Origin of the sequence: Thalassolituus sp. UBA2009, from assembly GCF_002335285.1 — a bacterium.
In the GTDB taxonomy this organism is placed as follows: Bacteria; Pseudomonadota; Gammaproteobacteria; order Pseudomonadales; family Oceanobacteraceae; genus Venatoribacter; species Venatoribacter alkanivorans.
Genome location: NZ_DDCJ01000138.1, coordinates 1 through 24,900 on the forward strand (window position 1 = coordinate 1; position 24,900 = coordinate 24,900).

At 51.9% G+C, this 24,900-nt stretch carries 18 protein-coding genes; 13 read left to right on the plus strand and 5 right to left on the minus strand.

Going from position 1 to position 24,900, the window contains the following annotated elements:
* The first annotated feature begins 920 nt into the window (after positions 1–920).
* The 8 genes from B3P58_RS16345 to B3P58_RS16380 all read left to right on the plus strand — a co-directional run bounded on the left by B3P58_RS16345 (position 921) and on the right by B3P58_RS16380 (position 12,081).
* Positions 921–1,175, plus strand: coding sequence for a hypothetical protein (locus B3P58_RS16345; RefSeq protein ID WP_286719084.1), 255 nt, complete (start codon positions 921–923; stop codon positions 1,173–1,175).
* An 80-nt stretch (positions 1,176–1,255) separates the two neighbouring features.
* A complete protein-coding gene (locus B3P58_RS16350; RefSeq protein ID WP_286719086.1) occupies positions 1,256–1,801 on the plus strand; it encodes a hypothetical protein in 546 nt (181 codons plus the stop codon).
* A 453-nt stretch (positions 1,802–2,254) separates the two neighbouring features.
* Complete coding sequence (locus B3P58_RS16355) at positions 2,255–4,582, plus strand: ABC transporter substrate-binding protein (protein WP_286719088.1); 2,328 nt, start codon at positions 2,255–2,257, stop codon at positions 4,580–4,582.
* A 1-nt stretch (position 4,583) separates the two neighbouring features.
* Complete coding sequence (locus B3P58_RS16360; RefSeq protein ID WP_286719089.1) at positions 4,584–5,561, plus strand: ABC transporter permease; 978 nt, start codon at positions 4,584–4,586, stop codon at positions 5,559–5,561.
* Between the two features lie 15 nt (positions 5,562–5,576).
* A complete protein-coding gene (locus B3P58_RS16365; protein ID WP_286719090.1) occupies positions 5,577–7,001 on the plus strand; it encodes an ABC transporter permease in 1,425 nt (474 codons plus the stop codon).
* A 10-nt stretch (positions 7,002–7,011) separates the two neighbouring features.
* Positions 7,012–8,622 (plus strand): dipeptide ABC transporter ATP-binding protein, encoded by a 1,611-nt coding sequence (locus tag B3P58_RS16370; RefSeq protein WP_349676600.1) that lies wholly within the window; start codon positions 7,012–7,014, stop codon positions 8,620–8,622.
* 110 nt (positions 8,623–8,732) lie between these two features.
* Complete coding sequence (apbC, locus tag B3P58_RS16375) at positions 8,733–9,827, plus strand: iron-sulfur cluster carrier protein ApbC (RefSeq protein ID WP_286719094.1); 1,095 nt, start codon at positions 8,733–8,735, stop codon at positions 9,825–9,827.
* A gap of 211 nt (positions 9,828–10,038) precedes the next feature.
* Complete coding sequence (locus B3P58_RS16380; protein ID WP_225691904.1) at positions 10,039–12,081, plus strand: NADPH-dependent 2,4-dienoyl-CoA reductase; 2,043 nt, start codon at positions 10,039–10,041, stop codon at positions 12,079–12,081.
* Between the two features lie 143 nt (positions 12,082–12,224).
* Here the strand turns inward: B3P58_RS16380 and B3P58_RS16385 are convergent, their stop codons facing one another.
* From B3P58_RS16385 to B3P58_RS16395, 3 genes are all read right to left on the minus strand, one after another.
* Positions 12,225–12,743 carry a discoidin domain-containing protein gene (locus tag B3P58_RS16385; RefSeq protein ID WP_286719097.1) on the minus strand — a complete coding sequence of 173 codons (519 nt, stop codon included), beginning with the start codon at positions 12,741–12,743 and terminating at the stop codon, positions 12,225–12,227.
* Positions 12,744–12,908: 165 nt separating this feature from the next.
* Positions 12,909–15,350 carry a sensor histidine kinase gene (locus B3P58_RS16390; RefSeq protein ID WP_145468988.1) on the minus strand — a complete coding sequence of 814 codons (2,442 nt, stop codon included), beginning with the start codon at positions 15,348–15,350 and terminating at the stop codon, positions 12,909–12,911.
* A 25-nt stretch (positions 15,351–15,375) separates the two neighbouring features.
* Entirely contained in the window at positions 15,376–15,897 is a 522-nt protein-coding gene (locus B3P58_RS16395; RefSeq protein ID WP_145468987.1) for a hypothetical protein, read from the minus strand.
* A 202-nt stretch (positions 15,898–16,099) separates the two neighbouring features.
* On the opposite strand from B3P58_RS16395, the gene B3P58_RS16400 reads away from it, so the two are divergent.
* Genes B3P58_RS16400 through B3P58_RS16420 form a run of 5 tightly spaced genes read left to right on the plus strand, consistent with a single transcriptional unit; the run spans position 16,100 to position 23,573 of the window.
* Positions 16,100–17,602, plus strand: a complete 1,503-nt coding sequence (locus tag B3P58_RS16400; RefSeq protein ID WP_286719098.1) for a Wadjet anti-phage system protein JetA family protein — start codon at positions 16,100–16,102, stop codon at positions 17,600–17,602.
* Positions 17,603–17,604: 2 nt separating this feature from the next.
* On the plus strand, positions 17,605–18,567 hold the full coding sequence (locus tag B3P58_RS16405) for a DUF4194 domain-containing protein (protein WP_286719099.1): 963 nt from the start codon (positions 17,605–17,607) through the stop codon (positions 18,565–18,567).
* Between the two features lie 5 nt (positions 18,568–18,572).
* Positions 18,573–22,229: an ATP-binding protein gene (locus B3P58_RS16410; protein ID WP_230331947.1), complete on the plus strand. Its 3,657-nt coding sequence runs from the start codon at positions 18,573–18,575 to the stop codon at positions 22,227–22,229.
* Positions 22,229–22,645: a group II truncated hemoglobin gene (locus B3P58_RS16415; protein ID WP_286719102.1), complete on the plus strand. Its 417-nt coding sequence runs from the start codon at positions 22,229–22,231 to the stop codon at positions 22,643–22,645. Before B3P58_RS16410 ends, B3P58_RS16415 begins: the two co-directional genes overlap by 1 nt.
* Complete coding sequence (locus tag B3P58_RS16420; protein WP_286719103.1) at positions 22,611–23,573, plus strand: DUF4124 domain-containing protein; 963 nt, start codon at positions 22,611–22,613, stop codon at positions 23,571–23,573. The genes B3P58_RS16415 and B3P58_RS16420 overlap by 35 nt, the downstream gene beginning before the upstream one ends.
* A 19-nt stretch (positions 23,574–23,592) precedes the next feature.
* Here B3P58_RS16420 and B3P58_RS16425 read toward each other — a convergent pair whose 3' ends face one another.
* Both B3P58_RS16425 and B3P58_RS16430 read right to left on the minus strand, forming a co-directional pair.
* The gene (locus B3P58_RS16425) at positions 23,593–24,237 is read right to left on the minus strand and encodes a response regulator (RefSeq protein ID WP_145468981.1); all 645 of its coding nucleotides are present in this window, start codon (positions 24,235–24,237) and stop codon (positions 23,593–23,595) included.
* Positions 24,234–24,900 (minus strand): sensor histidine kinase (locus B3P58_RS16430; RefSeq protein WP_286719105.1); only part of this gene is annotated, 667 nt, incomplete at its 5' end. The genes B3P58_RS16425 and B3P58_RS16430, both read right to left, overlap by 4 nt.

The window sequence follows — 24,900 nt, forward strand, 5'->3', positions numbered from 1 at the left end:
CGGCCGCCTTATTGGCATGCCAGCGGGGGATGATAGCGGCCTGTTGGGGGAAGGTACTGATGCGGGTCAAGGATATAACCGGATGGTTATTTTGAGGCGGAAGGCAGAATATGGGGGCGGATCTTATCCGCGACAAAATCAGAAGATTCAAGTTACCCGGCAAGCACGGTGTGGGAGCGGCTTTCAGCCGCGATATCTGCAATGGAGGTTGCATTCGACTATCCGCGACCCGGCATATTAAATCAGGTGTCGTTTGCAGGAGCGGATCTTATCCGCGACAAAATCAGAAGGCTCAGCTCACCCGGCAAGCACAGTGTGGGAGCGGCTTTCAGCCGCGATATTTGCGATGGAGGTTGCATTCGACTGCCTGCAACCCAGCATATTAAATCAGGTGTCGTTTGCAGGAGTGGATCTTATCCGCGACAAAATCAGAAGACTCATCTGACCCGGTAAGCATATCGTGGGAGCGGCTTTCAGCCGCGATAGCTGGAATGAATGTTGTAGAGCAACGGTGCCGGTTGGCTTTTTCAGAAGTGCAGGTGTCTGCGCTTTGTCCGTGAGGCTCTAATGTAATGAAGTACTCTTTTTATATACAGTGCATTTTTAAATTTTCAGGGGATCGGGCACGCTTATCATTCGTGCTTGCCCGTTTTGACAGAGGGTAGTAACTTAAACGTCAAGTGAATCAATAGCTTGCAACCTTGTTTCACAATTTTATATGCGCAAAGGCATTGAGTTAACAGGCGTGCGCGTTTTTCTGGAAGGGATTTTTGGGTTATGGACGATTTCTCAACTTGGTCAATAAATTATGTGGGGTTTCTCGAAAGAGTCGCCCGGAATAAATGCGCACGCACATTAATAAGCTGTTGTGCCTCAAGAGCATAAACTAAAAAATTAACTTAAATAAAAAAAGGGGCTTTATGACAATTTATACCGAAATCAGTATGGTTAAGCCAGAACACATTAGGGAAATTGACACACAACTAAAAGCTTTAGATTCAAAAGTTCAGGAAAGTTGTTTGGATGGTCAGGAACACTCATTAGCAAACGTTTTATATCTTGCATGTGGTGGAGGTAGTTTTGGAGTATCTTCGCTGGAGCAACTGAATGGTATAGGTAATGACCATTTTAGTATTTTCTGTACCTGCCAAAACGCAGTTACAAGAGCTAGATAAAATTACGGCACAACAATGCGCTAAACCCGACCGCGCTAACGCGCGGCGGGTTGGCTTAAACGTTATGACTTGAGGTTAGTGTGAAACAATTATTTTTATTCGCAATTTTAACTATTTCTATTGCCTCGTATGCAGAACCATCGAAGTGGATGTTAAGCAATTTTTTAGGTCTAAATAGTTCTGATAGCTCTGCAAGGGAGAAGTCTGCCTATGGTCTGAAGGGGTACTATACAGATAATGGCGCTGAGCCATCTCAGGAATACTTAGACCTACTTCAGCGTAACGCAGATCATTTGCTAAACACCCTTTCGGATGAGAATCTTCAAACTAGATATTATATAACAGAACTCGTTGCGGCCAGACGCATGAGTCAGTACCCAAAGCCCTCTATAGTTTTTGTATCACTTCTCGAGGATGAAAAAATAAGACTATTTAAAAATAAATTCTTAAATAATCTTAACTCAAAAAGGGAGCTACTTGTCATAAGTAGTATCAAAGCACTGATTAATCTGAAAGCATGTGAATATTTGCCAGAGATGCTATTTCGGGCTGAAGAGTTATCAAAATATGAAAAAAAGTATGTATTAGCGTCAATAGAAAGGCTGAAAAATTATTGTGATAAATAGACTCATAGTAATCAGTTGATGAGCGCTCCTACGGGGCTAGGACAGTTGAGCTTCGCTCGTTCCTCGCTATGTTTCACTGCTCCACAGCAAAAGCGTTCTAGTTCTTAGGGTAGACAAGGCGCCCGTGCTGATAACTCGCCCGATCTCCGTTATGCGGTCTGTAGCAGAGCCTGCAACGGCAGCCTGACTGTCCCTTCTGTATAAAATATAACCACCAGAGCATCCGACACAGCGGACACTGACATATCCTGAATGAGGAAAGCTTGCACCGGCGGGAAATGTTGGCACACTCTGCTGTCATATCAGTCTGCCTCTGAGGTGGTGGGGCAGGCAAACACAATAATAAATCTCTGCATCGGACTGGCGTTGTGCCAGCTGCTCTCAGGTCGCCTTCGCTGTAAGAGGGAGCCGCAGTGAGGGGCTGACTGCCGGAGTTGTAATGGATAGCTGCTGATGAACACTGTTGTTTTGGGGAAGATGCGCCGCTGCGGCGGGTTTACTGGTCGTCTGCAGGCTGGTTTGCAAAAGTCTGGCTGGCTGAAGGCTGTAAGCGCAGTCTCCGGGCGCTTTGGCGGCGCAGGGCTATGGTTGGCAGGTGCGCTGTTGCTGGCGGGGTGCGGCGATCAGGCCTGGAATAATCCTCATCCGGAATCCGAAGCCAGCGCCAATATTCTCTATTCCAGTTTTTCTGAACGTCCCAAATACCTTGATCCGGCCCGCTCTTACAGCACCGATGAATCGCGCTTTATTGATCAGATTTATGAGCCACCTCTGGCTTATGACTACCTTAAACGCCCTTACGAGCTGATTCCTAATACCCTGACGGCGATGCCGGATATCCGTTACAGCGATGCTGATGGCAATGAGGTGGATGCCAACAGCGAAAACATTGCCTTTTCTACCTACCATTTTCAGTTACAACCCGGCATCCGCTATCAGCCGCATCCGGCCTTTGCCCTGAACGAAAACGGTGAATCACGTTATCTGTTTGCCTCGGCCGCCGAATCAGAGCAATACCGCACTCTGGACGATTTTACCGAGCAGGGCAGCCGTGAACTGGTGGCCGAGGATTATGTGTATCAGGTTAAACGCCTGGCCGACCCTAAACTGCTGTCGCCGGTACGTGCACTGCTCAGCGATTATATTGTGGGCATGACGGAGTTCAGCCAGATTGCGAGCGATACGCGTAAAGCACTGGAAGAAACAGCAGGCAAGCAGGCCTGGCTGGATTTACGCCAACTCAGCATGGCCGGTGTTGAGGCTCAGGGGCGTTATGATTTTACTATCCGCTTAAAAGGCAAATATCCGCAGTTTAAATACTGGCTGGCCTTTCACTTTTTTGCGCCCATTCCCTGGGAAGTCGATCGTTTTTACCATCAGCCGGGACTGGCCGAGCGTAATATTGTGCTGAACTGGCATCCGGTTGGCAGCGGTCCTTTTATGATGACGCGCAATAACCCTAACGAAGTCATCATTCTGGAAAAGAACCCGAATTACCGCGCCGATTATTACCCCTCGGAAGGTATGCCTGGTGATGCTGAGGCAGGCTTACTAGATGATGCCGGAGAGCGGCTGCCATTACTGGATAAAGTGGTTTACCGCCTGGAAAAAGAAGCCATCCCGCTGTGGACCAAGTTTATGCAGGGCTATTACGACCGTTCTGGTATTGCCAGTGACAGTTTTGATCAGGCGATCCGCGTCAGCAGTGATGGTATTGGCCTGAGCCCGGAAATGACAGCCAAAGGCGTAACACTGGAAAAAGAAGTGGTGCTGGGCAGTTATTATCTTGCCTTTAATATGCTCGACCCGGTGGTCGGCGATAAAGGGGATGCCAAAAGCCGCGAACGTGCGCGCAAGCTGCGCCAGGCAATCGCCATTGTTTACGATCAGCAGGAAATGATTTCAATCTTTGCCAATGGCCGTGGCGAAGTAGCGATGAGCCCGATACCGCCGGGTATTTTCGGTTATCAGAGTGGCGAAGAGGGCATTAACCCTTATGTATTTGACTGGGTGGATGGCAAACCACAGCGTAAATCGCTGGAAGAGGCCAAACGGTTATTGGCCGAAGCCGGTTACCCGGGCGGCCGCCATGCCAAAACCGGTGAGCCTCTGGTGCTGAATCTGGATACCCCGACTGGTGGCAGTGGCGGCAGCGCCATGCAGAACTGGATGATCAAACAATTTAAAAAGCTGAATATTCAGCTCAATATCCGTGGTACCGATTACAACCGCTTTAAAGAAAAAATGCAGACCGGTAATGCCCAGTTATTCCAGTGGGGCTGGCTGGCTGATTATCCGGATGCCGAAAACTTCCTGTTTTTACAGTACGGCAATAATGGTCAGGTGATCAGCGGCGGCAGTGGGGTAAATTCCACTAATTACAACAATGCCGAATACAATCGCCTGTTTGACCAGATGCAGCTGATGGAAGACTCACCGCAGCGCATGGAGATTATCCGCCGTATGATTGCCATTCTGCAGCGCGACGCGGTGTGGGCATCCGGCTGGCATCCGCATTCCTATGTGCTGAATAACCATTGGGTGCGCAATGTTAAGGCCCATGGCATCAGTAAAAGTGTGGTGAAGTATTTTGCCGTGGATACTGAACAACGCAGTCAGGCACAGGCGGCCTGGAATGCTCCGGTGTTATGGCCCATTTTTGTCGTCGTTGGAATTCTGCTGGTTGCGTTGCTGCCGGGTTATCGTGGCTTCCGCCGTCGCCAGCAGCGTCGTATTCAAACGGCGCTGACAAATACTACACCTGCAGAAAAGGAGGGCTGACATGCTGGCTTATATTATCCGTCGTTTAGCCTACGCTCTGCCGATTCTTCTCGGTGTAAACCTGCTGACCTTTGCCCTGTTTTTTATGGTGAATACACCGGATCAGATGGCGCGGGTGCAGCTGGGTGATAAACATGTCTCAGAAGAAGCCATAGAACAATGGAAAGCCCAGCGCGGTTATGACAAACCCTTATTTATTAACACCGCTGAAAACAGCGAAGGGCTGCTGACCGATACCATCTTTTTTGAAAAATCAGCGCGGCTGTTCGTGTTTGATTTTGGTAAATCGGATGAAGGCCGGGTCATTGGTGCCGATATCAGTGAAAGGATGTGGCCGAGTCTGGCGGTTGCCTTGCCAACCTTTATTATCGGCATCAGCGTCAATATTGTATTCGCGCTGTTTGTGGTGATGTTCCGCGCCAGTGCGTTTGATACCGCTGCGATGGTGCTGTGCGTGGTGCTGTTGTCGATATCCGGGGTGTTTTATATTCTGGGCGGGCAGTATTTCTTTGCCAAACTCTGGCATCTGGTGCCGATTTCCGGCTATCTGGCCGGCACCGATGCTATTCGTTTTCTGATCTTGCCGGTGATTATCGGCGTGGTCGCCGGTATCGGTGGTGGTACGCGGTTGTACCGCACGTTATTTCTGGAAGAAGCCAATAAAGATTATGTGCGCACTGCGCGCGCCAAAGGGGTATCGGAAACCACGGTATTGTTCCGTCATATTCTGCCTAACGGCCTGATTCCGATTCTCACCAGTGTGGTGGTGGTGATCCCATCGTTATTTATGGGCAGCCTGCTGATTGAATCTTTCTTTGGCATTCCTGGTCTTGGCAGTTACACCCTGGACGCCATTCAGGCGCAGGATTTTGCCATCGTGCGCAGCATGGTGTTTCTTGGTTCCGTACTCTATATCCTCGGTCTGATTCTGACGGATATTTCTTACACCCTGGTCGATCCACGGGTAAGGCTGTCCTGATATGAGTGACCTGATATGAATGAATTGACGTCTGTTATGAATGAATTACTGAGCATTAAGCCTGTCGTGTTGTGGAGCGATGTGCTTATTTATATTCTGGTGTCCAGTCTCGGACTGTTTTTTTACCAGTTAAGTAAAAACCCGCTGGCGCGTCAGCGCTGGCGTACGGTGTTTCACTCCCGTGCCGGTGTCGCATCTTTTATTGTTATTCTGTTTTATCTGTTGATTGCCTTGCTGGATTCCCTGCATTACCGCGCACCTCTGGAAAAAACCGAAGGCAGCGATGAAGTGCATTACAGTCAGGAAGTACACAGCCTGCTGGATGTGGTTCTGACTGAGCTGCGCAATAAAGACGAAAAAACCTATTCGGCACCGTTCGCGATTTATTCTTTCGCCAAAGAAAATATGCAAACCGACGACGGTGTGGTTTACCGCGATTTTCCGCGCTTAGCGAATGCCGGGCAGCATCTTGCCGATGAGGCTGATCATGGCAAGGATGTTTTTGTCCGCTCTATGAAGGCATTGCTGGTGGCGGCCTTTATCAGTGCGGTGATTCTCGGTTTGCATATTGCCTGGCGTCAGCGTCAACAGCGTCAGCAGTGTAGCAGGGGGCTGGCCACTCAGCAGACATTGCCCTGGGGAACCATTTATCTGACGCTGTCTTTATTGGTGCTGGCCTGTTGCTGGGTGCTGGAGCTGAGTAAGGTGTATCACATTCTGGGCACCGATAAGGTCGGGCAGGATGTTCTGTACTGGAGTATTAAAGCCATCCGCACCGGGGTGTTAATCGGCACTCTGGCAACGCTGCTGACGCTGCCGCTGGCGATTGTGCTGGGTATCAGTGCCGGTTACTTCAAAGGCTGGGTTGATGATGTGGTGCAGTATATTTACACCACATTAAGTTCTATTCCGGGCATTCTGTTAATTGCCGCATCGGTGCTGCTGATTGATGTGTATATCGAGACTCATCCGGAGCAATTTAATCTGGTGGCTGTACGGGCCGATTTTAAATTCCTGGCACTGTGTTTTATTTTAGGTATGACCAGCTGGACCGGCCTGTGCCGCTTATTGCGCGCGGAAACGTTAAAAGTCAGCCAGCTCGACTATGTGCAGGCAGCTCATGCCTTTGGTGTTGGCCATAACCGTATTATTTATCGCCATATTCTGCCCAATATTACCCATATTATTCTGATTGCTTTGGTGCTGGATTTCAGCGTCTTTGTGTTGGCCGAGGCGGTGTTGTCTTATATCGGCGTCGGCGTTGATCCGTCGATGGCCAGTTGGGGCAATATGATTAATGAAGCACGGTCTGAGTTATCCCGTGATCCGGTGGTGTGGTGGTCGGTTGCGGCGGCCTTTGTGCTGATGTTTGTGCTGGTGCTGGCGGCGAATTTATTCTCCGACCGCGTCCGTGATGCCTTCGATCCACGGTCGGCCTGAGGAGAAAATGATGGAATTATTACAGGTCGAAAACCTCAGTATTGAATTATTACCGGGCAAATATCAGCAGGCGGGACGCTTGCTGGTTAAACCGGTGAGTTTCAGTATTCGCGCCGGAGAAATTCTGGCTCTGGTAGGCGAGAGTGGCTCGGGTAAATCGCTGACGTCACTGGCGTTAATGCGCCTGCTGCCGGAAGCGCTGGCCATCCGCAGTGGCCGGGTGCAACTGGCCGGAACCGATGTGTTTAATCTGACCGAAGCGCAGATGAACTCGGTACGCGGACGCATGGCAGCGATGGTATTTCAGGAGCCGCAAAGCTCGTTAAATCCGGTGCAGACTATTGAACAGCAGATTGGCGAAGTGCTGCGTTTGCATAAAGGGTTAAGCGGTGCCGCGCTGCGTGAAAAAATCATCAGTCTGTTGCACGAGGTTGGCATTAACGATGCTGAGCAGCGTTTAGGCTGGTATCCGCATCAGTTGTCCGGCGGGCAGAAGCAGCGGGTGGTGATCGCCATTGCACTGGCCTGCGAGCCGCAGCTGTTAATTGCCGATGAGCCGACCACCGCACTGGATGTCACCATCCAGAAACAGATTCTGGAATTACTTAACGAATTACGTCGCAAACGCCAGCTGGCGGTGCTGTTAATTACCCATGATATGGGCGTGGTGGCACAGATGGCTGATCGTGTGGCGGTGATGCGCTATGGCGAAATTGTTGAGCAGGCCGCTGCCCGCGAATTTTTTGCCGCGCCAAAACATGAATACAGCCGTGCGCTGATTCACTCATTACCCGATCGCCGCCATTTTCTGTCTGCTCCGGCGCAAAGTGAGCCTTTGCTGCAGTTAAAGGATGTGCGTGTCTGGTTTGCCCAGCGTAAAGGTATTCTGCAGCGGGTGGTTGGCCACACTAAAGCGGTGGATGGCATCAGCCTGAGTATTGGCCGGGGTGAAACGCTGGCTTTGGTAGGCGAGAGTGGTTCGGGTAAATCGACCGCCGGGCGCGCTATTTTGAGTCTGGAACCGCTGGCCGGTGGTGAGCTGTATTTTGCCGGTGAGCGTATTGATCAGCTCAGCCAGCGTCAGTTTTTACCGTTGCGCAAACGCATTCAGGTAATTTTTCAGGACCCGTTTTCGTCGATGAATCCGCGTATGAATGTGCGCGATATTCTGGCCGAAGGCATGATCGCTTTAAAGGTTGAGCCGGATGCGGAAAAACGCGAACAACGCCTGCAGGCATTGCTGCAGCGGGTCGGGCTTGAGGTCGCGCACCTTGATCGTTTTCCCCATGAGTTTTCCGGCGGCCAACGCCAGCGTCTGGCGATTGCCCGTGCCATTGCGGTGGAGCCTGAGCTGATTATCTGTGATGAACCAACCAGCGCACTGGATGTGTCTATTCGTGGTCAGGTGTTGCAGCTGTTGCAGGAATTGCAGCAGGAAATGGGCTTGTCGTATCTGTTTATTACCCACGATCTGTCGATTATTCCGCATCTGGCGCACCGCGTGGCGGTGATGAAAGACGGCGTCATCGTTGAACAGGGCAATACCGAGCAGATAATGACCGCACCGCAGCACGATTACACCCGCAGCCTGCTGGCTTCGGTGCCGGTCAGCCCGGTTTAGTGGTGCCAACGCAGTATTGAATAACCCGACACTCTGGCGGTGGTAATTCTGCCGCCGGGGCGTAAAATCCTGCCATTCTTTGTTGTCGCCCTTTTGTGCAGGAGTGTCTTGTGTCACAGATTTCCCGTTCTCAGGTTGAGGCCGCTCTGGCCGGTTATACCGATCCTTATCTGGAATCCGATCTGCTCAGCGCCGGTTGCGTGCGTGATATCCGTATCGATGGCGGCCGGGTTGAGGTGGATATTCATCTTGATTACCCGTCTGAATTTCTCAAAGGCGGCATCGCGCAGATGCTGCAAACGGCGCTGGAAAATATAGATGGCTGCAGCGCTGCGGCGGTTAATATCAGCTGGTCGGTGGCGGAAAACAAAAGCCAGAACAGCGTTGAAGCCATTGCCCAGGTCAAAAATATTGTTGCGGTGGCGTCCGGCAAAGGCGGGGTGGGTAAATCCACTACCGCGGTTAACCTGGCCATTGCGCTGGCCAAAGACGGCGCCAAAGTAGGCCTGCTGGATGCCGATATTTACGGCCCGAGTCAGGGCATTATGCTGGGGGTCGAAGATGGCACCCGCCCGGAAACCATCGACAACAAATGGTTCGTGCCTGTTGAAGCTCATGGCCTGAAAAGCATGTCGATGGCCTATCTGGTGACCGAAAGCACGCCGATGGTCTGGCGTGGGCCGATGGTTGCCGGAGCGCTGATGCAGATTCTGACCCAGACCCAGTGGGGCGAGCTGGATTATCTGATTATTGATATGCCGCCGGGCACCGGTGATATTCAGCTGACCCTGAGCCAGAAATTCCCGGTATCCGGTGCTGTGATTGTTACCACACCGCAGGATATTGCCCTGGCCGACGCCAAAAAAGGCGTGGAAATGTTCCGCAAAGTGAATATTCCGGTGCTGGGCATGATTGAAAATATGAGCATGCATATCTGTTCGCAGTGTGGTCATGCGGAACATATTTTTGGTGAGGACGGTGCCGAGCGTCTGGCGGAAACCTACAACACCACGGTACTGGGTTCGCTGCCGTTATCCAAGTACATCCGTGAGCAGTCCGATGCCGGTACACCGGTGGTGGCTGCGGATGATTGCTCGGAAGTCTCTATGATGTACCGCCATGCTTCACGCCGTCTGGCGGTGGCGCTGGCACGTCAGGCCGCTGCGGCGCAGGCGATGCCATCCATTGAGATTGCAGACGAGTAATCGCAGGCGATCAGCTTTCTGGCGGCAGATTGTTGGTTGGCTGCTGCTGTTAAGGTGCTGCTGGTGTAATGAATGATCATTCATATGCTATGTTTGGTCATTTACCTGCCAGTAAAGCCGGGTAAACTGATTCGCCATAAAGCATGCCGGCTTGTCCGGCAGCCGATGATAATAACCTGTGCCAACACAACCGATTTGTGAGAAAGCAACCATGAGCAAGTACTCCCATATTCTGCAGCCACTGGATCTTGGCTTCACCACTCTGAAAAACCGCGTGATGATGGGTTCCATGCACACCGGCCTGGAAGATCGTCCGTGGCACTTTGGTGAGCTGGCAGAATACTTTGCCGAGCGTGCCCGTGGTGGTGTTGGCCTGCTGGTAACCGGTGGTTTCTCTCCGAACCGTGCCGGTGACCTGTTGCCGTTTGGCTCCAAAATGATGAGCAGCTGGCAGGTGCCTTTCCACAAAAAAGTAACCAATGCCGTGCATGAAAACGGTTCCAAAATTCTGCTGCAGATTCTGCACGCCGGCCGTTACGGTTACACTCCGCTGAACGTTGCACCTTCTGCGATTAAATCGCCGATTACACCGTTCAAACCAAAAGAGCTGACCAGCAAACAGATTTATAAAACCATCGACCAGTATGCCCGTGCCGCCAAACTGGCACAGAAAGCCGGTTACGATGGTGTTGAGGTGATGGGTTCTGAAGGTTATTTCATCACCCAGATGATCAACAAACGCACCAACCAGCGCAGCGACGAGTGGGGCGGTTCTTACGAAAACCGTATCCGTTTCCCGCTGGAAGTCATCCGCAAAATGCGTGCGACTGTAGGCGAAGAATTTATCATCATGTTCCGCCTGTCGATGCTGGATCTGGTGGAAGAAGCGTCCGATATGGAAGAAGTTATCCATCTGGCGAAAGAACTGGAAAAAGCCGGTGTCACCATCATTAACACCGGTATCGGCTGGCACGAAGCCCGTGTTCCGACCATCGTAACCTCTGTTCCGCGTGCAGCGTTCGCCGATGTTACCGCCAAGGTAAAAGCGCAGGTGAATATTCCGGTGGTGGCTTCTAACCGTATTAATATGCCGGAAACGGCTGAAGATATTATCGCCAACGGCAAAGCCGATATGGTGTCGATGGCGCGTCCGTTACTGGCCGACCCGTACTGGGTGAAAAAGGTTGAAGAAGACCGCGCTGACGAAATCAACACCTGTATCGCCTGTAACCAGGCTTGTCTGGATCACACGTTCGAAAACAAGCGTGCATCTTGCTTAGTCAACCCGCGTGCCTGTAACGAAACCAAACTGGTGTACATCCCGGTTAAACAGGCGAAGAAAGTAGCCGTTGTTGGTGCTGGTCCTGCGGGTCTGGCCTGTGCCGTTACGGCCGCTGAGCGTGGCCATGCAGTCACTCTGTTTGAAGGCCGTGGCGAAATCGGTGGTCAGTTCAACTACGCCTCGAAAATTCCGGGCAAGGAAGAATTTAAAGAAACTATCCGCTACTTCACCGCCATGATCAAAAAATACAATATTGATCTGAAGCTGAACCACATTGTAACGGCCGATGAATTAAAATCCGGTGGTTTTGACGAAGTGGTGATCGCCTCTGGTGTTGCACCGCGTATGCCGAACATTCCGGGTATCGACAGTCCGAAAGTGGTGTCTTATCAGGAAGTGCTGGATAAAGAACTGCAACTGGGTAAAAGCGTTGCCGTTATGGGTGCCGGTGGTATCGGTTTCGATATCAGCGAATACCTGACCCACGAAGGTGAATCCACCACGCTGAATAAAGATGCCTGGATGAAAGAGTGGGGCGTGGATGAAAGCAACAGCACCCGCGGTGGTCTGAAAAAAGCCGAAATTCATCCATCACCGCGCAAGGTGTACATGATGCAGCGTAAGGCTTCGTCGCTGGGTAAAGGCCTGAACAAAACCACCGGTTGGGTACACCGTGCCGTGATGAAAATGAAAGGCGTGGAAATGATTGGCGGTGTGTCTTACGACAAGATCGACGAGCAGGGCCTGCACATCACCATCACCAAAGGTGAAGAAAGCAGCCAGCGCGTACTCGACGTTGATAACATCGTGATCTGTGCCGGTCAGGTATCGGTTAACGAACTGCACGAAACCCTGAAAGCCGACGAAAGCAAAGGCTTTGGTCTGCACCTGGTGGGTGGCGCTGAGTTTGCCGGTGAACTGGATGCCAAGCGTGCCATCAAACTGGCCAGCGAACTGGCGGCCAGTCTGTAATATTCGCCTGATTTACAGTGAATAAAAAAAACGCCGCTTTATGCGGCGTTTTTTTATGGCTGCGGTTTATGAACGCTGCTATGAAAACATTACGGTAATAATGATTTACCCTGGCGTTGTTGTTCTGCTTTTATTCTGGTTTTTTATTTGGTGGCTAAAGCTTCCAGCTCTATAAAATCATAAGCTTTGCCATTCTGCGAAGTAATACGGATATACCGGGTGTCGCGCTCGGCCATAGTGCAGCTCATGGTTGTAGTCGTTACAGTTTGGCTGGTGCAGGCAATGCCGCCGCTAAATACGCTTAGATTGGAGGCGGTGTAGCTACTGCCATTGGCGGACAGCTCAATCAGAATGTCAGGACTGCTGCCAATTGCAGCACTTGCTGCCTGACGGGTCAGTTTAATGCTTTTAATTTTTTCTACGCTGCCAAAATCGACCACGATTTTTTGACCTGATGCACTGGTCCAGCTGGTATTGTTGTTGCCATCGATCAGGTTTTTGGCATCGCTGCTGTTATGGCTGCTGCTGGCACTGGCTCCGCGAGAGAGCAGGGCAACATTGGTATCGGACTTCAGCCCCGGAATGCTGCTTTCGCTGCTGCTCCCACCACAGGCGCTGAGAAGAAATACCGATGCAGCGATAAGGGAGAGTGCTGGTTTCATAATACTGCCTGTCGTAAAGAGGAATGGTTACTGATTATAAAGTTCTGCTGATTTTGCGATCAATAATTAAGCGGTTGTCTGATGTAGAAAGGCGGAGAATGTCTATAAAAAAACCGGGTCTTTGCCCGGTTTTTATTCTGTAAATCAGATTCTATAAATCAGGTTCTATGCACCGCTGTCATTATGTTCCGCCGGCAGTGGAAAACGCACCACCAGATAAAACCCTTCGGCGTCGTCCGGCCAGTCGATATGGCCATGCAGCAGTTCGGTGAGCAGATTATACGTCTGGTACAGACCCAGACCTTTGCTGCGTGCTGAAGAGCGCTGGGTGGTATAGAACGGCATAAAGATGGCTTCACGCTGCTCGGCGTCGATGCCTTTACCATTATCCTGATAATGCAGCTCCAGATGTTCACCACGTTCGCGTAAATCAACGCTGATCTGCAGTTTGCCTTCGGCTTCCTGCTCCCGGTTGTGCACGCAGGAGTTATCAACCAGCTGATTGAGAATAATGTCGAGGGCTTCCGGGTAGGTTTGCCATTCGGTCAGATAACTGTGAATACCGGTACGCAGTTTTACCTGCGGATGTTGCTGGCTGTTGGTATTACGCCATTGTTCGAGCCATGGGCGCAGCTCGATGATTTCGCTGGCGTACTGGTTTTCCAGTACCACAGCGTTTTTCATCAGTTGGTTAAGGCTGTTGAGGCGCTCAATACCATCGTGAATATGCACCAGCCCTTGCTGCAGTTGTTGCTGGGCTTCGTCGGCACTCCAGTCATCGTGGTGCTCGGTTAAGAAGCTTTCGGCCAGACGGATATTGCCCAATGGCGTATTCATTTCGTGGGCAATGCCCATCACCAGCTGGCGCAGTGCGAGGGTCTTTTCCTTTTGCAGGTGCATCAGCTCCTGCTCCTGCTGATACTGTTCGGTGACGTTCTGGCCGGAGCCAATCCAGGCGGCGCGTTCGCCCGGTGCGCGTTTGCGGATGGTCAGTGACACCATCAGGCGTTCGCCGGTCAGGGGCTGGATAATGGCAACAACAAAAGCCTGTACACGTCCGCTGTCGCGCAGTTTGCGCCACAGGGCCCGGCGCTGTGAGGCTTCGGCGATCAGGCTGTCAAAGCTCGGGTTGTCATTGCTGAAATGATTCTGCTCGCTGTAACCCAGCATGGTGCGCCAGGCCGGGTTGGTTTTGAGGAAAAACCCTTCTTCGTCGAGCTGGAATTTTCCGGTCAGTGAGTTCTGATACAGGTCTTCGTAGTCGCGCAGATACTGAATGGCATCTTCCTGGCTTTTCAGCATCGCTTTACGCGCCGCCAGCTGATCTTTCTGCAGACGCATAATACGCTCACCCAGTGCCAGCGACAGCAGAATGACTTCCATAAAGGAGCCGATCTGATAGGCGTACAGAGTAAAGGTATTGGTCGGAATCAGGCCCAGGCTGCGGGCATTGGCCAGAATCAGTCCGGTTATCAGCATCATCCAGGCAATGGTGAAGAAGCGTGCGGCTGATTCGCCGCCAATCCAGACACGGATGCTGACAATAAGAGCCGATGCGGTTATCAGCATGCTGAGAAGATTGTTAATCGGCACCATTACTTCGTAATGCAGCAGCGGAATCATCAGCAGGGTGACGAGCGTGATCGCGGTGTATACACGGAACAACCGGTAGGCTGCCGGGCTGTGTTGCTTCAGGCGTAAAAAATTGGGCACAAAGAAACACAGAATCAGCTGATTCACAGAGAACGCCAGCAGAAACGCGCTGTTATTAATCATCGGCAGTTCTGGCCAGAAGAACTGGAAGGCTGAACCTTCATAAGTCATATGAAATAACAGGAACGACAGCACAAACGCCGAGTAATAGAAGTAACTGCGCTCGCGGGTAGCGAAGAAAATAAACAGGTTATAAAGGCCCATTACCAGCATGGTGGCGTAGTAGCCGCCACGCAGGATGTTATTCATCAGCAGTTCGTTATGCAGCGTCTGACTGTCGACCAGACTGGCCGGTAACTGATAAGTGCCGTGGGTTTCAACGCGCAGCAACAGCAGGTAGTCGTGTCCCTTGTCGGTCGGCAGGTGAATAATGGTGTTCGGGTGCGATACATCGCGGTTGATGTCGAACGGCTGTAAATCACCGGCCTGTTTGTGTACACATTCACTGCTGTTGTTGTAGGGGCGCGGGCACAGGTACATATCGACCTGATCAAGCAGGGAATAGCGGTTCCACAGGTACCAGTCATCCAGGCTGCCGGTGCTGAGCGGAGTGCGCAACCAGAAGGCTGAATCGCTGAAGCCAAAATTCAGACTGTCGGATTTACTGTTCTGCCAGCTGTCCGTCAGCATGGCGGCATCGGGCGTCAGGCTGCGATGCGGATCTTCCAGCCACTGACTGTGGCGGCCGATGCTGAAATCGCCCGGCATATTCAGGTTTAAGACCGGCGGTAACAGCGGCAGGCTAGCGGAAGTTTTGTCGTTTGGCGTGTGCGGTACGGGATCCGACGCCAGAGCACTGCTGTGCTGGGTAAAAGAAAATAACAGCAGCATAAACATCACCGGCAGCGACCGGAGCAGCGGCTGAGGGAATAACGCGCGACTGGCTATAGCCATGGAATAATCCTGAAAATAAAAGATGTTACTGGTTATAGGCGAGTGCCAGTGTGAGCAGGGTCAACCAGCCGACCAGTCCGGCCACAATTGCCGCCCAGTTCTGGCCTGAAAGCTCAGTATTCTGCGCAAAAAAATGCAGATGTTTGTCGTGAATCTGATTGATGCTCTGATTTGCCAGCAGGTTGGGCAGCAGTGTCATCAGGTTAAGCAGAATCCCCCAGGGATGATCGGTAGCCAGTAACCACAGTGGCACCAGCGTAAAAATCAGAAACAACAAGTAAATACGTAAAGGCGACCAGCGCGGAGTAGCGTTTTCAACCCGTGCACGCTGATGAATCCGGCGATAAAGATCGTACTGGTAGACAACAGCCAGCAGTGTACGCAGCAACGGATTAACCGCTTCACCACGGCGTTGCAGTTGCAGCCAGTTACGGTATGTCCAGAACAGCGCGTAGAGGCCAAAGGTAGCCAGTGTCAGTTCGATCAGTTTTTCCGTACCGACCTGAAAGAAGGTGGCTTTATGCTGTTGTTCCGGGTGAGGCTGCATGGCGGCGGCGTCCTGAATGGGTGCGTCCTAGGTTGTTACGCCGGCAGTATACCCCGGCTGTTTGCACGGGGAAATGCCGTCAGCGCCTTCATAATGTCAGTACTGATGCGGGCTGGCGGGGGATGTGTCGCGGCGCTGGTCATTGGCGCAGGCTTTCAGTAATCTAGCCGGTCATTTAATCCGCCTTACAGATACATTTTGTATGTTTTTTGAACAGGAACGAGGGCAGTTTTTCCGCCCGTTGACCGGCAAGTACCGTGCACAGGTGATGGAGAGCCTGCGCGAGCTGTACCAACGCCTGTACAGCTCCAGCAGTGCCGATTACGGTCAGGCTCTGGCCCGCGATACCCTGATTGAAATCTTTCAGGAAGCACTGGTGCGTGCGCCACTGTTGGCGGACGAAGGTCTGTCAGATGAGCAGCAGAATGATGCTGCCAGTGACGACAACAGCGAAGGCCGTTTCCGCACCAGCCGCGATCAGGCCGTTTGGGTGCTGAACCAGCTGCTGGAACATGGCTGGATCGAAAAGCAGGTAGACGAAGCAACGCTGCAGAGTACCTTTGCCTTCAGTCGTTATGGCCGGCTATTTACCGAACCCTTTGTGGCTGAAAGCCGCAGCATGGCGCGCACCCGCCACCGTAATACCCGTAATACCCGTAACTCACTCGAATCTTTTCTGGAACGTGGCGATATTTACGACCTGCTGGATGCCTATGAATATTCCGAGCGCATCATCAGCGACTTCACCGATGTGATCGCCGAGCTGGAAGAGCGCAAACGCGATCTGGTTCGGGAAATGGAAGATCAGCTGCTGGTGCAGCGTGCCAGCGAAGCCTTCTTCGACTTTATGGAAAACCGTTTCCAGCCTGATCTATCGGTACGTTTATCGGCCGATAACGTGGAAAAACACCGCGATCAGATCAGCCAGCTGATTAATGGTATCCGCAAGCGCGATAAAGCCTTTAAAGCCAATGCTGAGCGCCGCCTGCGCGAATTATTACCGGATATTGCTCAGGAAGGGCAGTCGGTGCTCTGGACCATTCTCGACGGCATTGAAATGCGCCTGCGTAATGCCTCCGACATTATGTTGCCGGCCCTGCGCAAAGCGCTGCAAAGCTTTACCAAGCGCGCCGATATTATTATTCGCCAGATGAGTTATCTGGCGTCGCAGCAGCACAACGATGTACTGGCGGTCTGTAAGCGTCTGGCTGCAATGCCGGAAAAACAGCAGAACGCCTTGCTGGATAAAGCCGCCGACCGTATGGCCGTACCACAGATTGCACTGGTTGATCCGGGGCAGGTGCGTCTTGCGGCACCGCGTCAGCGTCGCATGATTGATGCCGCCGTTGATGATGGTCAGGGCGATTTTGATGTGGATGCACGCAAGGATATTTATATCCAGCAAGTGCTGGATCAGGCCTTCCTGGTGAATCAGCAAGCCCTGAAAACCTATATGCAGAAGCACCTGGGCAGTGGCCGTAAAGTGTCTACCCGTGAATTACCGATTGAAAATGCTAAAGATTTTCTTGCGGTTGCTCATGCCATCGGGCTGGGTGCCGCTGATGGTTTATCGAGTGAATTTGAATTCCGCATTGAATACGACGAGCAGGCCGACACTGAGCATGCTGACGGGGCTGAAAACAGCGCCACGTATTTCCTGAAAAAAGACCACTTCACCTTCGAGCTGGTGCAGAAAGAGTCCTGAATATGTTGCAGATCATTGAAAAAGAGTTAGAAAAAGAAGGCCTCAGCCAGCGTGATTTTTCCGAATTACTGGTACGCCTGCTGGATTATGGTGTTGTCTGCCGTGACGAAAGCCAGATTGAGCAGCAGCTGTACGACCGCTACCTGCGACTGGAAGAATTAATCGGCGATTATCTGTCGCTGCTGGGCATCCGTATTCAGCACGACCGCCGTTTTCAGTTTGTGCGTTTATATCCACCCGGTGCCCAGGTGCCCGGCATGGTGGATGATCCGCAGAACAGCGGTGCCCAGGCATTCCGCAGCCGCTTAAATCAGAACGAAGTGGCGTTGATTCTGGTGCTGCGCGCGCAATACGACAAAGCACTGCGCGAAGGCATGGTGGATGAACAGGGCTGTGTCATGGTATCGCTGGAAGCGCTCAGCATTGCCATGAAAAATCTGCTGAAACGCACCCTGCCGGAAAACCTGACTGAGCGTAAAGCGCTGTTCCGCCGCTTAAAACAATTACGCCTGGTGCAGATTGCCAACGAAGATACCTTAACCGATGGCGATATGTGGCTGCGTGTACGGCCGATGATTATGAGCTATGTCTCCGATCAGGTGCTGTCGGAATTAATGGAAGACGAGCAGCAGGAAAATGCAGATGCTGCCGGGCAGTCGGTTTCTTCAGAGGCAGGTGCAACCGCAGAAAACGCCAGCGCTGACGATTCTGACGAGTCTCTGCAGGCTGCAGCAGAAGAGGCTGCCGAAAAGACCGAAGGTGTTTTTGAAGGTGCTGCTGAAGAGGTTACTGACGAAGCCGCTGACGATAGCGTGGCAACAGAAGATACCGTGTCGACCGCTGCCGAAGAGCCTGCAGCTACGGCAGAAGAATCAACGGCTACTGCTGCAGAGCAGGCGCCGGAAGAAACAGAAGAGCAGGCAGCCGACAGTAAAAAACAACCTGCCAGTTTGTTTGGGGAATAATTGTCATGTTTTTAAAGAAGTTTATTTACGTTAACTGGGGCAATATTCCGGCAACCGAATTTGAATTCGGCCCGATTAATTTACTGTCTGGCGGTAACGGCTCGGGTAAAACCACCGCAGCCGATGCGATTCAGACCATTATGACCGCCGCCCACGATACGCTGTTTCATTACAACCCGGGTCAGGACGAAGCGACCCAGCGTGGCCGTGGTAAAAACGTCCGTACCCTGGCGTCTTATGTGCTGGGTTGTGACGACGGCAGTTATGCCCGCCCGAACGGTGCCGTAGGTTATCTGGCTGCGGTTTTTCATCCGACCGTTGGTGCCGATGGTGCCGCCGGTGAAAGTGGTGAACCTTTTACCGCCATTATTGGTGTCAGTGCATCCATTGATCGTGCCGGCAGTCAGCCGGTGGCGCGCCAGAATGATCTGCAGTTTTATATCGTCACCGAACAGCTGACGCTGTCGGATTTTCTGCACGATGATAAAGACGGCCAGCGCAATGTGATCGAGCTGAATAAGTTGCCCGGTCATCTGAAAGGACGCATGGATGCCAGCAATATCGAAAAATACGATACCAAAAAACAATATCTGCGCCGTCTGTACGGAGCACTGCGTGGCCGCACCGATGCGGTGAGTGAGCGCGAAGCGATGAATGCCGCGCGTACCTTCTCACGTTTTATGGCGTATAAACCGGTGAAAAGCATCAACGGTTTTGTTGCCAACGAAATTCTTGAAGCCAAAGATCTGGGTGATGCGATCCGCAGCGTATCCGATCTGATGAAAACCATTTATGCGATGGAATCGGATGCCAATACCCTGGCAGAAACCATCGCCATTCTGAGCAATACCAAAGGTGCCTCACAGCGTTATATCGATCAGTGGATCGACTACAACGTACTGGAATACACCGCCGCCAAGAGCCGCTATATCAATGATCAGCGGGCGTATCTGGCCGCTAAAGAAAAGCAGCAGGGCATCCGTGAGCGTCTGCATAAAGCGGAAAAAGAACGGGAAACCGCACAGGAACGCCGCAAGCAGTTGCGTGAGCAGCTGATCAGCATGGAAGCCCAGCGCCGTGGTATCGATGCGCTGCAGGATAAAGACGCTGCCGAACAAGCCATTGCCGAAGGCAAAAAACAATTACAGCAGCAGGCCATTCCGCTGCTGGAGCAGGACCAGTTATTACAGGCCTCGTTGCGTGCTACCGAACTGGTGTATGGCGCGTTGCAGAAAACCTCCATCGGTCTGGAAATTCCAACCCTGGGGCAAAAGAAAATTATCGATCAGGCCAAACAGGTTCTGGCGATTAAAGATCAGGGCGCGGTCGATTTCCGCAAACTGCTGGGTAAAGACTGGGTTGATCTGTCACCTCTGGAAGCGCATCTGGATGATGCCCAGCAACAGCAGATGCTGGTTAACCAGTGGCGTGAGCGTTTCCATTCCACCGAACTGGAAAGCAGTGGTATTTCCCTGCGCGATCAGATTGCCAAGCAGGTCGATCGCCGCGAACAGAAGCTGCAACAGATTCAGGGCCGCATGGCGCAGAAGCAGGCCGATATTGACAGTCTGGAATCGCGTCAGCTGAATTATCCGGGTTTTGTTCGTCAGGCACTGGAAGCGATTCGCCGCGAATGTCCGCAGGCTGATCCGCGCGTACTGGCCGACTACGTGGAAATTACCGACCCACAATGGCAGAGCGCCATTGAAGGTTATATCGGTGGTGCCCGTTTCAGCATTATTGTGGAATCGGTATTTGAAGCCGAAGCCGCGCATATTCTGCGTTCTATTCCGGGCGGCAGCCGGGCGCGGGTTATTCAGGGCGAAAAAGCGAAAAAAGACTGTGAGCGCCTGAAATTATCCGATAAATCCATTATTCATTTAATGGAATTTGAGCACGCTACCGCGCGTTATTACCTCGAAGCCAGTTACGGTTCGGTTGAACAGGTGGCCGATGCACAGGCGCTGCGTATGACCCGTCGTGGTGTCACTAAAGACGGCCTGGGTTCCGGTGCTTATTCGGTTTATCGCTGTGACCTTGACGATACCGAACTGGTGTTTGGTCTGGGCGCCCGTGAGCGCGCTCTGGCGGCGAAAAAAGCAGAATATGAGGCTCTGGTTGAGCAGGCTAACGAAGCGGCTTACCAGCTGAAACAGGTTCAGCAATTACTGGATGCGGTTAATTTGCTGCGCCATGTGAGTTTTGCCGATCAGATGCAGCAGATGCTGGATACCCAGTATCAGATGCAGCAGGCCGAACAGGCATTAAGCAATGTGGATCTGTCTGACTTCTCGCAGCTGGAAAGCCAGTTCGATGCACTGAAAGAGAAAGCCGATGATCTGGATGCCCAGATTAAAGAACTCGATGGTGAGCTGGGACGTTTACAGCAACAGCTGAACGACAGCGAAAAACAGTGCAAAAATCTGAGTGATCAGCAGGAACAGACGTCTGAGGTGGCTGACAGCAAAGAAGAAGCCCTGCGTCATATTGTCAGCGTCTGGCCGGAATTCGATACCGAAGCCCGGCTGGCGGCAGCAGATACCGAAGCGCAGGAAAGTCCGGCGGATGCGATTGAAAATCATCGTAAAAGCATCAGTCAGGAACTTAATTCCACGGCTTATGAAATCGAGCGCAATATTGCCGAACATAATCTGCGTTGTCAGACCATGGATGCCATTGTCTATACCCCGGATTACCGTCAGGAACACAGCGTTGCCTTCTTTAAAACCGTTTGTGGTCTGGAGCGTGAAGTCGAACGCGTTTATAACCGCCTGAAAAATAATATTCTGGTGGAAAAACAGGACAAGCTGGTGCAGCTGCGCGAAAGCTTTAACAACGCCTTTGTGACCAACCTTTGTCACTCCATTTATCAGGCGATTAATGATGGTAAGCGCATCCTTGAAGACCTGAATAAAGAGCTGGCACACCATCAGTTTGGTGCTGACCGCGAAACCTACTGGTTCGATTGGCAGTGGGTGCCGGAGTACAAAGAATACTGGCAGTTCTTCGAAGAAATTATCAAAAACCCGAGTCTTGGCGACGGTGCGACACTCTTTACCGCTGATCTGTCGAAAAACTCCAAACGCGTGCGTGATCACCTGATGACCATGCTGCTCGACGATGATGAGCAGAAAGCAATGCGTGAGCTGGAGCGGATTTCCGATTACCGCAATTACCGTGCCTACGAAATTTACAAGCAACCGGCCAATAAAGAGCCAATTGCACTGAGCCAGTACGGTACCGGCTCCGGCGGTCAGCTGGAAACTCCGGCGTATATTATCCGTTCGGCGGCCATTACCTCGGCCTTCCGCTTTAATGAAGGAGATACCCATCTGCGCGTGGTGCTGGTGGATGAGGCCTTCTCGAAAATGGATGAAACCCGCTCGAAAGAGGTGATTAATTACCTCACTGAAAGTCTGGGGCTGCAACTGCTGTTTATTATGCCAACCAGTAAATCCGGTCCGTTTATGGATCTGATTTCCAACCAGTTTGTATTCTCCAAAGTACCGCTGACCGGCGGTCAGAAAAAAGGTGAACTGCAGACCCGGGTGCTGATTGACCGCCAGCAGTGCAATCAGGAAAAAGTCAAAGAGCTGTGGGCGAATCATCGTCGCACCATCCGCCATCAGGCGGCGCTCGATTTTATGGAGGAGTTTGCCTGATGTATGACTCTGTGGAAGAAAAGCGCCCTTATGGTCAGGGTGATGCGTCTTTTCAGGCGGCCGGTGGCTTTGATGGTATCAAAGCCCTGGTTGATGATTTTTATGCGGCGATGGATACCCTGCCAGAAGCGGCGCATATTCGCGCAATGCATCCGGCCGATTTATCAACCTCGGCCGATAAACTGACGCGATTTTTATGTGGCTGGCTCGGTGGTCCGCGTTTGTTCAGCGAAAAATACGGCCCGATTGCGATTCCTAAATTTCATCAGGCGTTTCCTATCGGTCCGGCGGAGCGCGACGCCTGGTTGCTGTGCATGAAAGTCGCAGCGGCTAAGCAGCCCTTTGCCAATGACTTTAAAACCTACCTGCTGGAGCAGCTCTATGTGCCGGCGGAACGCAGTCGCAGCCGCGATTAAGCTCGTTATCTTCTGGCTGCTGAGCGTTTCTGTCGCTCAGGCAGCCGTGTACCGCTGGGTTGATGAACGCGGCCAGGTACACTTTTCTGATAAACCCCATAAACAGGCTGAAGTACTGGAACTGAAAACGCAGGGTAATAATGGCTGGCAGCCATTGGATATCCGCGTCAGTCAGGAGGGCAGTCTGGCCTCGGCCGCCCAGCAACTGGATCTGGCGCGTATTCAGCGTGAAGTGAATGAGGTTTACCGCTTTTACGATCAGGTGATTTATTTTGATTTTTACCGCCAGGTGCCGGTGAAAATTCATCTGCTTGCTGATCAGCGTGAATATATGGCCTTTGTGAAGCGTATTTCCGGATACTCGGCCGCCAATTCTCTGGGGGTATATCTGTCAAAAACCCATGAGATTGCGGTGTTTATTCACGATGATGCTCTGGGCGGAATTGAAAGCACGTACAGAACCATCCGCCATGAAGCCAGTCATGCGATTCTGCATTCTCTGGCACAGATACTACCGGACTGGCTGAATGAAGGCATGGCCGAGCAAATGGAAACACTCAGTTATAGCCCGGAAGGATTTCTGATCGGCAGCCATGACAGTAACCGCCGCAGTTTTCTTGCCCGCCAGAACAAGGCGATGGATGTGCTGAAGTTTATTGAAGTGCGCAGTGACGACTGGCGCAATGCCAATCACCGGCGTGGGGTAAATCAGCAGATGGCAGGGCAGCTGGTGTATATGCTGCTGTCGACCACTTATGGCCGCAGCCTTATTACGCGTTTATTGCAGGATTATAAACGTGGGGTGAATATGCGCGCATTTTACTTGCTGGATGAACACTATATTGGTGGTGCTCAGGCGCTGAAAACACACTGGGAAAACTGGCTTAAAACAGAGATGCGGCAACCCGCGATAATTCGTCTGCAATAAGCGTAAAAACGGCCGCTGTTCAGCGGCGGATAATCCCATGATCCAGCGCGTAGCGGATTAACCCGGCAGAATTACCGATGCCCAGCTTCTGTTTGATCTTCAGCCGGTGTGCTTCCACAGTACGGACAGAAATATCCAGTTCGCGGGCGATTTCTTTATTACCCAGGCCTTCGGCCAGGCGGGCCAGGACATCTTCTTCGCGTGGGCTTAATACATCTTCGCTCGCGGGCGGGCGGGGGCGGCCAAATTCACTGAACAGGGTTTTGGCAACGCTGGAACTGAAGTAAGTGCCACCCTGATGTACGGTCTGAACGGCAAGGATCAGCTCTTCCGGAGCTACATCTTTTAATACGTAGCCAGCGGCTCCGGCCTGGATAACTTTCATAATATATTCGCGATCATCATGCATGGTAATGATCAGCAGGCGAATATCCGGCAGTTGTTCCTGAAAGGCGATACAGGCTTCGAGACCGTTCATGACCGGCATGGATATATCCAGCAAGACAACGTCCGGATGGTGCTCTGCTGCGGCAGCCAGGGCTTCTTCACCATTACTGACATCGGCGACCACGCTCAGGCCTTCGCTTTCGAGGCTGACTTTAAGCCCTTCACGCACCATCGGATGGTCGTCGGCAATAATCAGGCGAATTGGTTTGCTGCTCATAATGAATCGGCCTCTCTTAAGGCTGTGTCCGGATTAAGGAAAAATTCCGCATGAATGAGTGTACCCTGTGTGCGCCGGCTGCGGACACTAAACTTTCCGCCTACAAGTTCGACCCGTTCACGCATGTTCATCAGGCCGATACCACTCTGATCTTCTTCGAGAGAAAACCCGCAGCCGTTGTCTTCCATTTCAATCAGAATACTCTGCAGATTATGGCTGATATTCAGGCTGACCTGAGTCGCTTCGGCATGCTTTTGCACATTGGTAATGGCTTCCTGTACCAGACGATACAGTGTCATTTCAATGGCATCGGGCAGGCGGGTTTCCGGTAAACGGATACGCCGTTTTACCCGTATTTTTCCCGACTCGCTGATATTATCGAGCAGACTGTGCAATGCCGCTTCAAGGCCCAGATCATCAAGCATCACCGGGCGCAGATTGTGTGATACCCGACGCACTTCCTGAATCGACATATTAAGCATGTCGGTGGCTTTATGCAGATGCTCGCGGGCATCTTCATGGGGCCATTTTTTATCCGCCAGATTTAAGCGCAATTTGGCGGATACCAGCATCTGATTAATGCCATCATGCAACTCTCGGGCAAACGTCCGGCGCTGCATAACCTGAAAGGCTACTGAACGATGCGCCAGATCCTGCAGGCGC

Bases quoted from the DNA above. Each gene is read 5' to 3' on its own strand.
- B3P58_RS16370 (WP_349676600.1), top strand. From the start codon at position 7,012: ATGGAATTATTACAGGTCGAAAACCTCAGTATTGAATTATTACCGGGC.
- B3P58_RS16410 (WP_230331947.1), top strand. From the start codon at position 18,573: ATGTTTTTAAAGAAGTTTATTTACGTTAACTGGGGCAATATTCCGGCA.
- B3P58_RS16390 (WP_145468988.1), bottom strand. From the start codon at position 15,350: ATGGCTATAGCCAGTCGCGCGTTATTCCCTCAGCCGCTGCTCCGGTCG.
- B3P58_RS16405 (WP_286719099.1), top strand. From the start codon at position 17,605: ATGTTGCAGATCATTGAAAAAGAGTTAGAAAAAGAAGGCCTCAGCCAG.
- B3P58_RS16400 (WP_286719098.1), top strand. From the start codon at position 16,100: ATGTTTTTTGAACAGGAACGAGGGCAGTTTTTCCGCCCGTTGACCGGC.
- B3P58_RS16355 (WP_286719088.1), top strand. From the start codon at position 2,255: ATGAACACTGTTGTTTTGGGGAAGATGCGCCGCTGCGGCGGGTTTACT.
- B3P58_RS16345 (WP_286719084.1), top strand. From the start codon at position 921: ATGACAATTTATACCGAAATCAGTATGGTTAAGCCAGAACACATTAGG.
- B3P58_RS16420 (WP_286719103.1), top strand. From the start codon at position 22,611: ATGTGCCGGCGGAACGCAGTCGCAGCCGCGATTAAGCTCGTTATCTTC.
- B3P58_RS16425 (WP_145468981.1), bottom strand. From the start codon at position 24,237: ATGAGCAGCAAACCAATTCGCCTGATTATTGCCGACGACCATCCGATG.
- B3P58_RS16380 (WP_225691904.1), top strand. From the start codon at position 10,039: ATGAGCAAGTACTCCCATATTCTGCAGCCACTGGATCTTGGCTTCACC.
- B3P58_RS16385 (WP_286719097.1), bottom strand. From the start codon at position 12,743: ATGAAACCAGCACTCTCCCTTATCGCTGCATCGGTATTTCTTCTCAGC.
- B3P58_RS16360 (WP_286719089.1), top strand. From the start codon at position 4,584: ATGCTGGCTTATATTATCCGTCGTTTAGCCTACGCTCTGCCGATTCTT.
- B3P58_RS16395 (WP_145468987.1), bottom strand. From the start codon at position 15,897: ATGCAGCCTCACCCGGAACAACAGCATAAAGCCACCTTCTTTCAGGTC.
- B3P58_RS16415 (WP_286719102.1), top strand. From the start codon at position 22,229: ATGTATGACTCTGTGGAAGAAAAGCGCCCTTATGGTCAGGGTGATGCG.
- B3P58_RS16365 (WP_286719090.1), top strand. From the start codon at position 5,577: ATGAATGAATTGACGTCTGTTATGAATGAATTACTGAGCATTAAGCCT.